At 68.5% G+C, this 13795-nt stretch carries 11 protein-coding genes; 4 read left to right on the forward strand and 7 right to left on the reverse strand.

From position 1 onward, the window contains the following. Position 1: 1 nt before the first annotated feature. Positions 2–2494 (forward strand): ABC transporter permease, encoded by a 2493-nt coding sequence (locus tag KX816_12425; GenBank protein ID QXQ05087.1) that lies wholly within the window; start codon positions 2–4, stop codon positions 2492–2494. Between the two features lie 90 nt (positions 2495–2584). Here the strand turns inward: KX816_12425 and KX816_12430 are convergent, their stop codons facing one another. From KX816_12430 to KX816_12445, 4 genes are all read right to left on the reverse strand, one after another. Further along, a complete protein-coding gene (locus tag KX816_12430; protein QXQ05088.1) occupies positions 2585–2995 on the reverse strand; it encodes a hypothetical protein in 411 nt (136 codons plus the stop codon). Between the two features lie 94 nt (positions 2996–3089). Next, entirely contained in the window at positions 3090–5420 is a 2331-nt protein-coding gene (locus tag KX816_12435; protein ID QXQ05089.1) for a xanthine dehydrogenase family protein molybdopterin-binding subunit, read from the reverse strand. Further along, complete coding sequence (locus KX816_12440; GenBank protein QXQ05090.1) at positions 5417–6403, reverse strand: xanthine dehydrogenase family protein subunit M; 987 nt, start codon at positions 6401–6403, stop codon at positions 5417–5419. The genes KX816_12435 and KX816_12440 overlap by 4 nt, the downstream gene beginning before the upstream one ends. Next, on the reverse strand, positions 6400–6939 hold the full coding sequence (locus KX816_12445; protein ID QXQ05091.1) for a 2Fe-2S iron-sulfur cluster binding domain-containing protein: 540 nt from the start codon (positions 6937–6939) through the stop codon (positions 6400–6402). The genes KX816_12440 and KX816_12445 overlap by 4 nt, the downstream gene beginning before the upstream one ends. A 143-nt stretch (positions 6940–7082) precedes the next feature. Here KX816_12445 and KX816_12450 point away from each other — a divergent pair, with 143 nt between their 5' ends. From KX816_12450 to KX816_12460, 3 genes are read left to right on the forward strand one after another with little or no spacing between them, the layout of a single operon-like run. After that, positions 7083–7259: a hypothetical protein gene (locus tag KX816_12450; protein ID QXQ05092.1), complete on the forward strand. Its 177-nt coding sequence runs from the start codon at positions 7083–7085 to the stop codon at positions 7257–7259. Positions 7260–7313: 54 nt separating this feature from the next. Further along, positions 7314–10223, forward strand: coding sequence for an EAL domain-containing protein (locus KX816_12455; GenBank protein QXQ05093.1), 2910 nt, complete (start codon positions 7314–7316; stop codon positions 10221–10223). A gap of 54 nt (positions 10224–10277) precedes the next feature. After that, positions 10278–11405, forward strand: coding sequence for a zinc-binding dehydrogenase (locus KX816_12460; protein QXQ05094.1), 1128 nt, complete (start codon positions 10278–10280; stop codon positions 11403–11405). A gap of 22 nt (positions 11406–11427) precedes the next feature. On the opposite strand, the gene modA is transcribed toward KX816_12460, so the two are convergent. From modA to KX816_12475, 3 genes are all read right to left on the reverse strand, one after another. After that, a complete protein-coding gene (gene modA, locus KX816_12465) occupies positions 11428–12186 on the reverse strand; it encodes a molybdate ABC transporter substrate-binding protein (GenBank protein ID QXQ08544.1) in 759 nt (252 codons plus the stop codon). 128 nt (positions 12187–12314) lie between these two features. Continuing rightward, a complete protein-coding gene (locus tag KX816_12470; GenBank protein ID QXQ05095.1) occupies positions 12315–12695 on the reverse strand; it encodes a LysR family transcriptional regulator in 381 nt (126 codons plus the stop codon). 407 nt (positions 12696–13102) lie between these two features. Beyond that, complete coding sequence (locus KX816_12475; GenBank protein ID QXQ05096.1) at positions 13103–13771, reverse strand: hypothetical protein; 669 nt, start codon at positions 13769–13771, stop codon at positions 13103–13105. Positions 13772–13795: the final 24 nt, after the last annotated feature.

Below are 13795 nucleotides of genomic sequence, written 5' to 3' on the forward strand. Positions count from 1 at the left end.
CATGTGGCGCAATTATCTGACCGTCGGCCTTCGGGCACTGGCGAAGAACCGGACCTATTCGATCATCAACATCGCCGGGCTGTCGATCGGCATGGCGGCGTGCCTGATGATCCTGCTCTTCGTGCGCTACGAGCTGAGCTACGACCAATGGTTGCCGGATGCGGCGAACACCTACCAGGTGCAGAGCTGGTATCATTCCAAGGAGACCGGTGAGCAGATCAACCTGCAGATGACGAGCTATATCGCGGGCGAAAGGCTGACGAAGGATTTTCCGCAGATCCTCAACAAAGTCTACATGACCCAGGCTGGTCCGACGATCATCAAGGATGGCCAACCCACTGTAAGTGAAGACTATTATTACACCGACGGCAACCTTCTCGACGTTTTGCCATTGCCGATGGTGGTGGGCGGTCGCGACGCGCTGAAGGGCATGAATTCGCTGGTGATGAGCCAGTCGGAGGCGCGGCACCAGTTCGGTACCGAGCAGGCCCTCGGCAAGGTCCTGACGGTGATCTCCAAGGGGGTCCGCCGCGACTACCGCGTCACGGGCGTGATGCGTGACCTGCCGAAGAATTCGCACCTCAAGATCGCCGCCATCTTCCACATCGACCTGGCTAGGGTGGTCGAGCCCGGGTTCCTGACCAGCTGGGGGTCGCAGGCCGGCTGGGTCTATGTGCGGCTACAGCCGGGCACCGACCCCGCCACGATCGTCGCGCAACTGCCGGCCTGGAAGAAGCGCAACATCCCCGACGAGATCAGCGACGGCATCAAGTCGAACGACGGCGACGACCAGGACTGGCATCTGGTCCGGGTGGCGGACATCCACGTCGGCGAGGCGCAAAATGCCGCGATGACGCCCGGCAACGACCGCGGTACGATCGCCACCTTCGCCGTCGTCGCGCTGTTGATCCTCGGCATGGCGGTGGTGAACTTCATCAACCTGTCGACCTCGCGGGCCAGCCAGCGGGCGCGTGAGGTTGCGCTGCGCAAGGTACTCGGAGCGCGACGTGGCCAGCTGATCACGCAATTCCTCGGGGAGTCGGTGCTGATCGCGACCCTGGCAATGGTGATCGCGCTGGCGCTGGTCGAGCTGCTGATGCCAACGTTCGCGACCTTCCTCGATGCCGATCTCAAGGTCCGCTATTTCGGGCCCGACGGCATCGCGCTGCCGGTCGTCGTGCTGGTCCTGGTGGTCGGCATCCTCGGCGGGCTGTACCCGGCGTTCTTCCTGTCGCGCTTCCAGCCGGCCGCCGTGCTCAAGGCCAACCGCTCGGCGGCGGAGACCCCCGGCTCGGGGCGGCTGCGCAACGCGCTGGTGGTCGGACAGTTCGCGGTGTCGATCGGGCTGATCATCTGCACCGTCGTGATCTATGCACAGACGGTCTACGCCCGCACCGTCGATCCGGGCTATGCGCGGGGTCACATCCTGCAGGTCGAAAACCTGAACCGCACCCAGCTGGCGGACAAGGGCCAGGTCATCGTCGACGCCATGAAGCGCATCGACGGTGTCGCGGCGGTCGGACGCGGCAGCATCGGCGTCGCCACGTCGAACACCAGCAACACCGGCTACACTGTCCCGGGGAGCACCAGCAATGTCGGCATCGGCGACTACCGCGTCGATGGCGGTTTCTTCGATGCGATGGGGCTGAAGCTGGTCGCCGGGCGCTGGTTCGACGAGGCGCGCGAGGCCGACGATTCGACGCTGCCCTACCCCAGCGATCCGGTCGCCGAGCAGGCGCAGGTCGCGCGCGGCGTCAACGTCGTCATCAACGAGCTGGCGGCGCGCCGCCTCGGCTTTGCCAACCCTGCCGCTATCGTCGGCAAAACCTTCAAGGCGTCGCTGATCCCGAACAGCAATCTGACGGAACCGGTAACGGTGATCGGCGTACTCCACGACGCGCGATTCCGCTCCATCAAGAAGCCGCTCGAGCCGATCGGCTTCCACAAGACGCGCAACAGCCACGACGTGCTGATCATCCGCTACCGGGGTGATCCACGCGTCGTGCGCGCGCAGGTCGAGCAGGTATGGAAGCGGTTGGCACCCGAAGTGCCGTTCGAGGCACAATTCAGCGAGGACCTCGTCGAGAAGCTGTACCGGGCCGAGGATGCGCGCGCCAAGACCTTCGCCGGCTTTGCAGTGCTGTCGGTAATCGTCGGCTGCCTCGGGCTGTTCGGCCTCGCCGCGTTTACCGCCGAGCGCCGCACCAAGGAGATCGGCATCCGCAAGGTGCTGGGGGCGCGGACCCGCGACATCGTCCGGCTGCTCGTCTGGCAGTTCAGCCGCCCCGTGGTGATCGCCAATATCATCGCGTGGCCGGTGGCCTGGTGGCTGATGCGCGACTGGCTGAACGGCTTCGACGATCGCATCACGCTGTCGCCGCTGCCGTTCCTCGCGGCCGGCCTGATGGCGCTGGCGATCGCGGTGATCACGGTCGGTGGCCACGCCATCCGCATCGCCCGCGCCAACCCGATCCATGCGTTGCGCTACGAGTAGCCGGGACCCGCACGAGTATCGAAAGTTGTCCGGCCGAGACCGTGCGGGCAACCTTGCCGGCAGCAAGCCCGGCGCGCCGCGAGACGCTCGCTACATGCCGCGGGTGCGACCGGGCTTGGTGTACGGCACGAAGGGTCCGAGCCCGACGGTGCCACGCTCGAATCGCGACAGCGTGTCGTACAGCCGCACGATATCGATGCTGCACAGTTGCGGCGAGTGCGTGTCGGTGACGAGCGCCAGGTCGCTGTGCAGGAACGACCCACCCGACGCCACGCGGTTGAGATAGATCACGCCGCCGTTCATCTCGTAGAGAATGGCAGTCCCGCCGATGATCTGCGTCGAGCGGATATTGCGCTGGAGGATGCAGTCCGTCGGCTTGCCGGCCACCCGACCGACGAGCGCCTTGGCGATCTGGGCTTCAGGCGACAGCCGGGGCGCCGCGTGACCGGCACCGGCGGCGAGGGTGAATGCTGCGACGGCCAAGGGAAGAAACGGGCGCATCTCGGGGTCCTGACTGTGAACACGCAGAACATCCACCGAACCGGGTTAACCGGGCCTGACAATCCGCCGTGCCGATGCGACCCCGTTCAGGCCCTCACAGCAACTTGTCGAGCGTGATCGGCAGGTCGCGGATGCGCTTGCCGGTGGCGTTGTAGATCGCGTTCGCCACCGCCGCGCCGACCCCCGTGATGCCGATCTCACCGATGCCGTGCGCGCCCATCGGCGAGTGCGGATCGGGGATATCGTTCCAGATCACGTCGATCTCGGGCACGTCCATGTGGACCGGCACGTGGTACTCGGCGAGGCTCGGGTTCATGATGCGGCCGTTGCGCTCGTCGAACTGGGTTTCCTCCATCAGGGCCAGGCCGAGGCCCATGATGATGCCGCCGCGGAACTGGCTGGTCGCGGTCTTGGGGTTGAGGATGCGCCCGCAGTCGAACGAACCGAGAAAGCGGCTGACGCGTGGCTCGCCGGTGACGACGTTGACGCGGACCTCGCAGAACATCGCGGCGAAGGAGTGCATCGACCAGTGCTGCGTCTCCAGCGGCGGCGGTGCCTCGGCCTCGGCGGTGACCTCGTTGCGCTGCGCGCGCGACAGGATCGAGGCATAGGTCTCTCGCTGGTCGGGTGCGTCGAGCTTGAACAGCGCGCCGTCACTGGCCCCGACCTCCTCCGGCTTCAGGCCAGCGAGCGGGGAGTCGTTGCCCGCCAGCTTGAGAAGCTCCTTCACCAGGGCCTCGTTGGCGGCGATGACGGACGCTCCGATCGAGGCAGTCTGCTGCGAGCCACCGGCGAGGACGTTGCCGGGCAGCGTCGAGTCGCCATAGACGAAAGTCACCTGGTCCATCGCCAGGCCGAGGCGGTCGGCAGCGACCTGGGTGCTCGCCGTGGCGGTGCCCATGCCCATCTCGTGCGCCGCGATGAAGACGGTGGCGTGGCTGTCCTTGGTCAGCGTGATCCGCGCGGCTCCGCCGGGCATGCGGTAATAAGGATAGGTGCCCGTCGCGCAGCCCAAACCGACCAGCCATTCGCCTTCGCGCCGGCTGCCGGGGCGCAGGCGGTGGTCCCAGCCGAAGCGCTCTGCACCCGTCCGGTATGCCTCGACGATGTTGCGCGAGGAGAACGGCGTGCCGGTGGTCGGGTCCTTCTCGGGCTCATTGCGGATGCGCAGCTCGATCGGGTCCATGCCGAGCGTCTCGGCGAGCTCGTCGATGGCGCTCTCAAGCGCGAAGGTGCCGACAGCCTCGCCGGGAGCGCGCATGAAGGTGTTCGCCAGCATGTCGAGCGTCGCGTACTCGACGTCGAGCGCGAAGGTCTTGGCCGCATAGCCGCTGCGGGTCGCCACGATGAACGGCTCAGGCAGCGCATTGTGCGCGGTCATCGCGACGGTGCCGGTGTGGATGATCGCATCGAACTTCCCGTCCGCCTGCGCGCCGAGCGCAACGCGCTGCTCGGTGACGGTACGCCCGCCGACGGTGCGGTAGACGCCTTCGCGTGACAGAGCGATGCGCACGGGGCGGCCCGCCAGCTTTGCCGCGGCTGCCCCGAGGGTCTGGTACTGCCACAAGGTCTTGCTGCCGAAGCCTCCACCGACATAGGGCGAGGTGACGCGCACCTGCTTCTCGTCGAGGCCGAAGATCTGCGCCATCGACCACGACACGCCGGCGACACCCTGCGAGCAATCGTGGACGTGCAGCGTGTCGCCGTCCCACGCCAGCGTCGCGGCGTGCGGCTCGATCGCATTGTGGCTGTGGCGCGGCGTCGTGTAGGTCACGTCGATCTTGACCGGTGCGGCCGCGAGCGCCGCCTCGGCGTCGCCGATTTCGATCTTGAGGGGCTCGCCCTGGAAAGTGCCGGGCTCGGTGCCCTTGGCCTTCGCCGCCGCGAACGACGTCGTCGCCGGCTCCGCCTCGTAGGTCGCCGCGATCAGCGACGCGGCGTGGTCGGCCTGCTCCTGGGTCTCCGCCAGCACGACCGCGATGGGCTGGCCGTTCCAGTGGATGCGGTCGTCCTGCATGATCGGCAGGTCGTCGCCGCCCGCCGCTTTCGGCGCGGTCATGAACAGCGGCGACGGCTTGAGCCTCGGCGCATTCTTGTGGGTCATCACCAGCACCACACCCGGTGCTGCCTCCGCCGCGCCGGTGTCGAGCGCCGCGATGCGCCCTTTGGCGATGGTGCTGAAGACGAGCGCGGCATAGGTCAGCCCGTCCATCGGCACCTCGGCCGCGAAGCGCGCTTCGCCCCTGACCTTGAGCGGACCGTCGATCCGCGACACCGGCTGCCCGATATGGCCGCGCTGCTGCCGGATCAGCGGGTCGGGCCGTCCACCCGGGACCCACGTGTCGGGCGCGAGCTCCACGGCTTTCTTGACCACGGCCTGCACGGCACCCTGGGCCGTCTGCTTCGCGTCGCCGAGGATACTCATGCGGCGTTTCCCTTCAGGTCGGACAGGACGGCGATCAGCGCGCGCCTGGCCAGGTCGATCTTGAAGCCGTTGCCGCTCAGCGCGACGGCGGCGGCGAGTTCGGCGTCGGCCGCGGCGCGGAAGTTCGCCTCGGTCGCCGGCTTGCCGCGCAGCGCGGCCTCGGCCTGCCACGCGCGCCACGGCTTGTGCGCGACCCCGCCGAGCGCGATCCGGACGTCGCGCACGCTGTCGCCGTCGAGCTCGAGCGCGGCGGCGACCGAGACCAGGGCGAAGGCATAGCTCGCCCGGTCGCGGACCTTGCGGTAGGTCGAGTGGCCGGCAAAGGCGAGCGCGGGCAGCTCGACCGCGGTGATCAGTTCGCCGGGCTCGATTACCGTCTCGATGTCCGGCCGGCCCTCCGGGAGCCGGTGAAAGTCGACGAGGGGCACCGTCCGCGACCCGCCGTGGCCTTGCAGGTGGACGACCGCGTCGAGTGCGGCGAGCGCGACGCACATGTCCGACGGATGCGTCGCGACGCACGCCGGCGACGCCCCGAGGACTGCGTACCCGCGGTTGAAGCCGTCGATCGCATCGCAGCCCTGCCCCGGCACGCGCTTGTTACACCGCGAACCCTCGTCGTCGTAGAAGTACACGCAGCGGGTGCGCTGGAGCAGGTTGCCGCCGACGGTCGCCATGTTGCGGATCTGTGCCGAGGCACCCGCCAGGGTCGCGCGCGCCAGCACCGGGTAGCGCGTCCGGACCAGCGCGTGCTCGGCGACCGCGGTGTTGCGCGCCGCGGCCCCGATCCACAGGCTGCCGTCGTCGCGCGCCTCGATCGCAGACGACAGGCCGGTGACGTCGACCAACGCGGCGGGACGTTCGATGGTCTCGCGCATCAGGTCGACGAGGTTGGTGCCGCCGCCGAGATACTTGGCCTGTGGCGCGCCGCCGAGGCTGATCGCATGGTCGGCATCGGTCGCGCGGGCGAAGCTGAAGGGCGTCATTCCGCCACCTCGAGGGCCTTGGTGACCGGCGCTGCCGCCGCATCGGGTGCGAAGGTCTCGGTAATCGCGTCGATGATCCCGTTGTGGGCGCCGCAGCGGCACAGGTTACCGCTCATCCGCTCCTGCAGTTCCTCACGGCTGAACGGGATCGGCGCGCTCAGGTCGGCGGTGACATGGCTCGGCAGGCCGCGCTGCAGCTCGGCAGCCATCCCGACGGCCGAGCAGATCTGGCCCGGCGTGCAATAGCCGCACTGGAAGCCGTCATGCTCGATGAAGGCGCGCTGCAGCGGATGCAGGCCGCCGTCACCGCTCAGACCCTCGATCGTCGTCACCGACCGATCCTCGCACTGCACCGCGAGCGTCAGGCACGACAGCACGCGCTCGCCGTCGACGAGCACCGTGCACGCCCCGCACGCACCCTGGTTGCAGCCCTTCTTGGTGCCGGTCAGGTGCAGGCGATCGCGCAGCAGGTCGAGCAGCGACACCCGCATATCGTCGGGCAACGGTACTGCGGACCCGTTGACGGTTATCGGCATAGGGGTTCCTCGTAGGCTGATCGGTCGGCAGACGCCGTTCGATAGTAAAACCCGCCGCACGGTGGAAGTTTCCCGAGCCTCGCCAATCCGGCGCGAAGCAGGCACAGGCTGTGGCGACCGCCCGGTCAACGGAGTTTCCAGACGTGCGAACCAGACTGAGCGTCTGCGCCAAGAAGACGCGGTTCGCCTCCGAGCCCGAGGCGCTGGTCGTCGCCGGCAACGCGGATATCCCGCTCCGGCCCTACCGCTGCGACCGCTGCCGCCAATTCCACCTGACCAGCCGGACCAAGGGCAAGCGGAGGCCTGCGCCGGCTTGTTAACTTGTCTCGTCTACGTCCCTGACATCGGCCGACTTTGCCGGTGGAGTATCGCCGTTGTTCCGCGTGTATTGGTGCCTGAGCCACGAGCATGACCTGAGACTCGTCGCGCTCGCGTTCGTGGTGTGCGGCCTCGCCTCGTTCACCGCGGTCCTCCTGGTCGCGAGGACGATCTCGACCGGAGGGCAGCGCCGCGGCTGGCTGACGCTGGCCGGGGTGGTCACCGGCATCGGCATCTGGAGCACGCATTATACCGCGATGCTGGGCTTCTCGCCGGTCCTGCCGATCCGGTTCGATCCGCGGGCGGCCGCGGTCTCGATATTGGCGACGGTGCTGTTGTCGGTCGCCGGCTGGGTGATCGCCGCAGCGGGCGGGACAGGGCGCGGCTGGCGCGGCAGTGCGGCAGCCGGCGGATTGATCGTCGGCCTCGGCCTCGCCGTCGCGCATTATGTCGACATGGACGGGCTCATCGTGGCCGGGCGCATCGTCTACGACTTCGACCTCGTCGCGGTGTCGATCGTGGCAGGGCTGTTCTTCTGCGGGTTGACGGGGTGGCTGCTGCAGCGGGGCCAGACCGGCCGCTACCGTGTGCTTGCCGGCCTCAGCCTCAGCGCGGGGGTCCTGCTGCTGCATTTCATCGGCATGGCGGCGCTGCGGATCCTGCCCGACCCGACGATCGTCGTCGCCGCTTCCGCGCTCGGGCTCGACCAACTCGGCGGGCTGGTCATTGCAGGCACGGTTGCAGTGCTATGCGTGGCACTCGCGGTCGCGGTCTACGACGACCGCATGATTCGCCAGTCTGCCCGCGCCGCCGAGCGGCTGGCGGCATCGTCCACGGCGCTGCGGCTGAGCGAGGAGCATTATCGTTTTGCCGTCGAGTTCAACCCGCAGATACCCTGGGTCAGCGACGTCTTCGGCATGATCCTGGAGATCGGTCCGCTCGCCGCCGACGTCACCGGCGTACCGATCGATAACCTCCTCGGGCGCGGCTGGATGCGCTATGTCCACCCCGAGGACATCGTGCAGATCGGCTCCGACAGCGTCAATGTGTGGCACCGGCGCGGGTCCTTCGACCACCGCTATCGGGTTCGACAGACCGACGGCAGCTACCGCTGGTCCCGGGCCCGCGGCACCGCCCGGCGCGGCCCCGATCGATCCGTCATGCTGTGGTACGGCAGCCTCGAGGACATCGACGACCAGGTCACCGCCGAAAACGCCCTGCGCCTCAGCGAGGAACGGTACCGCCTCGCGCTCGGCGCGACCAACGAGGCGATCTGGGACTGGCATCACGCGACCGACCGGATCGACTGGGGCGAGGCGGTCGGTTCGCAACTCGGCTATCCCGAGGCACAGGCCGGCACCTCGCAGGGGTGGTGGGTCGACCGCGTCCATCCCGACGACTTCAAGGCGGCACGGCTCAGCCTCGAAAAGGCGCTGGGGGACGGCAGCACCTTGTGGGGAGCCGAATACCGCTTCCGCAAGGGCGACGGCACCTACGCGGACATTTATTCGCGCGGCAAGATCGTCCGCGACGCCAACGGCACGCCGATCCGTACCGTCGGCGCGATGCTCGACATCACCGAGCGCAAGCGCACCGAGGAGAGCCTGCGCTGGCGGGCGATGCACGATCCGCTGACCGACCTGCCCAATCGCACCCTGTTCAACCAGCGCCTGACCGATGCACTGCAGGCCGCGAAGATGAAACGACACGGGGTCGGGCTGATCGTCCTCGACGTCGACGACTTCAAGATGGTCAACGACACCTTTGGCCATCCGACCGGCGATGCCTTGCTGTGCCTGCTGGCGCAGCGGCTGCGGCGGATCGTGCCGGCGGACGCCGTGGTGGCGCGGCTGGGCGGCGACGAGTTCGCGGTGATCCTGCCGAAGCTCGAAACCGGCGAGGCGCTGATCGACGTCATCGGGCGCGCGCTCGCCGGGCTCAACGTGGTGTTCGACCTCGAGGGCCGGGCGATCGAGTGCAATACCAGCGTCGGCGGCGCGATGTGGCCGGGCGACGGGAGCAACGCCGAGGAACTGCTGAAAAGCGCGGACATCGCGCTGAACACCGCCAAGTCCGAGGACCGGGCCTCGATCCGGACGTTCTCAGGCGACATGCGGGTCCTGATCGAGACGCGCGCGACGATGCTGACCGAAGCGCGCGGGGCGCTGAAGGACGACCGCATTGTGCCGTTCTACCAGCCCAAGATCGACCTCGTCACCGGCGAGATCGCGGGCTTCGAGGCGCTGCTGCGCTGGAACCACCACCGCAACGGACTGCAACCGCCGAACGGCATCGCAGCGGCGTTCGAGGACATCGAGCTCTCCGGGCGGCTGACCGACCGGATGATCGACCGCGTCGTGCGCGACATGCAGGACTGGCAGCACGCCGGCGTCGACTTCCGCAAGATCGCGATCAACGGCTCGGCCGCCGATTTCCTGCGCGGAGACTTCAGCGACCGCCTGCTCGGGGCGCTTCACCAGGCCGATATCTCCCCGACCTGCTTCGAGATCGAGGTCACCGAGACTGTCTTCGTCGGCCGGGTCGCGAAAAACGTCGAGCGCACGCTGAACGACTTGAGCGCGGCCGGCGTGACGGTCGCGCTCGACGATTTCGGCACCGGCTATGCGTCGCTCTCGCACCTGCGGCAGTTCCCGGTCGACGTCATCAAGATCGACCAGTCGTTCGTCCACAAGCTCGCCCGCATCGACGACGACGACGTCGCCATCATTCAGGCGGTGATCGCCCTCGCCAAGAGCCTCGATCTCGTGACCGTCGCGGAAGGCGTCGAGACCGACGTGCAGGCGACCCAGTTGCGCGCCGAGGGCTGCGACCTTGCCCAGGGCTATCTGTTCAGCCGCGCGGTCGCCGCATTCCAGGTCGCGAAACTCGTCGCGCGTCGCCCGGCAAGCTTCGCAGTCGCATCGCGACTGGAGCCCGACGCCGAGCCATTCGCAAAGGCCATTTGACCAACGCCCCCGCGCGGGGCCAGACGGGCCGCGATGGCAAGTCTGGAGACGAATATGGGCGACGGGTCGAGCGGACTGGAACTCAGGTCGATCGTGACCGCGGACGGGAAACTCGTCCTGTCGCTGGAGGACGTCACCCTCCCCGACCCCGGCCCCGACGAGATCGTGGTGCGGGTCGAGGGCGCGCCGATCAACCCCTCCGACCTCGGGCTGCTGCTCGGACCTGCCGACCTCGCGACGTTGCGCGCCAGCGGCTCTGCCGAGCGGCCGGTACTGACCTTCGACGTGCCGCCCGCCCGCATGGCTACGGTCGCGGCGCGCGTCGGCGAGTCGATGCCGGTCGGCAACGAGGGCGCCGGGACCGTCGTCCGCGCCGGTGCCGATGTCAGCCACCTCGAGGGCAAGAAGGTCGGCATGATCGGCGGCGGCATGTACACCCAGTTCCGCAAGCTCGCGGCGCGGGACTGCGCGATCATCCCCGACGATGCGAGTGCCGCCGACGGCGCCTCGATGTTCGTCAACCCACTGACCGCGCTCGGTTTCGTCGAGACGATGCGCGCCGAGGGCCACACCGCGATCGTTCACACCGCCGCTGCATCGAACCTCGGCCAGATGCTCCACCGGATCTGCCACGCCGACGGCATTCCGCTGGTCAACGTCGTGCGCGGCGAAGCGTCCGCGGCGCTGCTCCGCAGCCTCGGCGCGGCGTATGTGATCGACAGCAGCCTGCCCGACTTCGAGACAACGCTGACCGATGCGATCGTCGCGACCGGTGCCACCCTCGGCTTCGACGCGATCGGCGGCGGCAAGCTGGCGGGCCAGATCCTCGCCGCGATGGAAACAGCGGCGAACCGCACCCCCGGCACCTACAACCGCTACGGCTCAACGACTTTCAAGCAGCTGTACATTTACGGCGCCCTCGACCTCGGCCCGACGATCCTCAACCGCACCTTCGGCTTTTCGTGGAGCCTCAGCGGCTGGCTGTTGTTCCCATTCCTGCAGAAGGCCGGTGCCGAGGTCGCGGCGCGCCTGCGCCAGCGCGTCGTCGACGAGCTGACGACGACCTTCTCCAGCCACTATACGGCAACCATCGGCCTCGCCGAGGCGCTCAATCCCGAGGTCCTGATGGCGTACCAGCGCAAGGCGACCGGCGAGAAATACCTGATCGATCCGAGCCGCTAGGCCCACCCGGAAAGCCTTGGGATCAGCGTACCTCGTAGCCGTAGCGTTTGATGATCGCGGTCGCTTCCGGGCCGCGCAGGAACTTCAGGAACGCCGCCGCCGCGGGGTTGCCGGCGCCGGTCCGCAGCAGCACCGCCTGCTGCTCGATCGGCTTGTGGTCCTTGGCCGGCACCAGCCAGCGCGAGCCGCCGGGCACGTTGATGACCTGGCTCTGCGCCACGAAGCCGAGCTCGGCCGCATTGGTCGCGACGAACTGGTAGGCCTGGGTTATCGAGCTGCCCTTGACGATCTTCGCGCTGAGCGGGGCGTAGATGCCGAGCTTCTGCATCGTCTGGATGGCAGCCGCTCCGTAGGGCGCAGCGGTTGGGTCGGCGATCGACAGATGCGCGAACTTGCCCGACTTCAGCACCGTGCCGCCGTCGTCGACCAGCCCCGGCACCGTCGAGTAAAGGACCAGGCGGCCGATGGCGTAGGTGAAACGGCTGCGCGGCACGGCGAGGCCGTCCTGCTCGGCCTTCCTGGGCCGGTCGGCGTCGGCGGACAGGAACACCTCGAACGGCGCGCCGTGCGCCATCTGCGTGTAGAACGCGCCCGAGGAGCCGAAGCTGAGCACCGCGGTGTTGCCGGTCGCCCTGGTGAAGGCGGCGGCGATCTCCTTGGCCGGCTCGGTGAAATTGGCGGCAACCGCAACCTGCGTCTCGGCGGCCTGCGCGATGACCGGGGCGACCAGTGCGAACCCGATAAAGCCGAGCACGACCGAACGGCGGATGCGTGTCGTCATCATGAACCCTCTGGAACCCCCGCTGCGAGCGCCGCGGGATCGACGCTGTAATTCTGCTCGATCATCGACTCGAGATATATGATGCTATACATCGCCCTAGTCGCAACGCCAGAGGGTAGCGAGCGCCCTCAGCTTTTGTGGGCCGCCTGTGGCGCGGCGAGCAGATCGGCGAGCAGCGACGTCGCCGGGCCGGTCGCGGCTGCTGCTACCGCCTGCTCCAGCGCCCGGTAGCGCGCCAGCACGTCCGCGCCGAACGGCGTCAGCGACGCGCCGCCGCCGCGGGTGCCGCCGTGCTCCTTGGCGACCAGCGGCTCGCGCCAGCTGCGGTTCATCGTGTCGACCATCAGCCAGGTGCGGCGGTAGCTGTAGCCAAGATGGCGCCCCGCCGCCGAGATCGAACCGGTGTCGCGGATCGCCGCGAGCAGGTCGGCCTTGCCCGGCCCGATCGCGAAGCCATCGCCACAGACGAACTGCACCTTGAGCTTCAGCGGGGACAGGCGCGGTGACATGCCAAGCCTATTAGCCCAGAACGGCCGCGGCGGAACGCCCTGCCCGCCGCGGCGGCGATCCGCCTGCCGGTGCCCGGATCAGAGCACCCGACCGGCCTTGGCGGTGGCGAGCCCGCCGATCAGGGCGACCGCCTGCTTGCCGGCATCGGGTTCGGACAGCGTGCCGTCGGCGATCTCGTCCGCCCAGCCCATCAGTTTCTCGCCGGTGACCGAGCCGGTCGCGGCGACCTCGGTGACGGTCAGCGGCGTGTTGCCCGCGAGACTCGCATCCCAGGCGCGGCGGACGCCCGCCCAGTAGTTCGCGGTCCTGGCCCAATAGGCATCGGCGGCGGCGGTGTCGAAGCTCGCGTCGCGGTCGTAGGTGTTGACGACGGTCTCGTCGACGTAGGTGACGAGCTTGCCATCCTTCAGGCCGAGCTTGTTGTTGTCCTGCTCGTGGACCCAGCGGTCGGGGTCAGGGCGTGGCGGTTGACGCCGTAATAGCGGTCGTAGACCGGGTGGCGGGTCGCGTCCCGGCGGGCCAGCGGCCGCCAGGTCGGGGCGCTCGTCCAGCTCGCGACGCCGCCGAGATAGGTCCAGCGCCCGATGCCGCCGTAGCGCGGTGAATCGTCGGTCTGCCAGACCGTCTGCGACCACGCGCCGGTCGCGTCGGCGGCGGCCACCGGCTCGGCGGCCCAGACCGAGGCGCCGCGATAGGTCAGCACGGTCCTCGGCTGCCAGGTCCAGTCCTGCCGCCAGTGCTTGATGACGACCGGCTTGGCGGCCTTGTCGGCGGAGTCGCCGACGACGAACAGGTGCTGGAGCACGATGTGGTCGCCGGTGTCGACGACGACGCGGACGACCTCGTGGCCGCCCTGGACCTTGCCCGGGATCGGTGTGTAGCCGGGCACGAAGGCGACCTTCTCGCGGAAGTCGAACTTGACCTTGAAGGTCCCGGCCATCGCCAGGATGGCGCGGCGGTCTGCTTCCGGGACGGTCGCCGTGGCCTCGCTGACGGGCGCGGCGAGCAGCGGCGCGCCGACGGTCCCGCCGGTCGCCAAGGCCAGCGCCAACAGTGCCAATTTCCAGTCGTTCATCGTCAATCCCTCGAAGCTTGTCCC

It is taken from the genome of Sphingosinicellaceae bacterium, from assembly GCA_019285715.1.
Classification (GTDB): domain Bacteria; phylum Pseudomonadota; class Alphaproteobacteria; order Sphingomonadales; family Sphingomonadaceae; genus Glacieibacterium.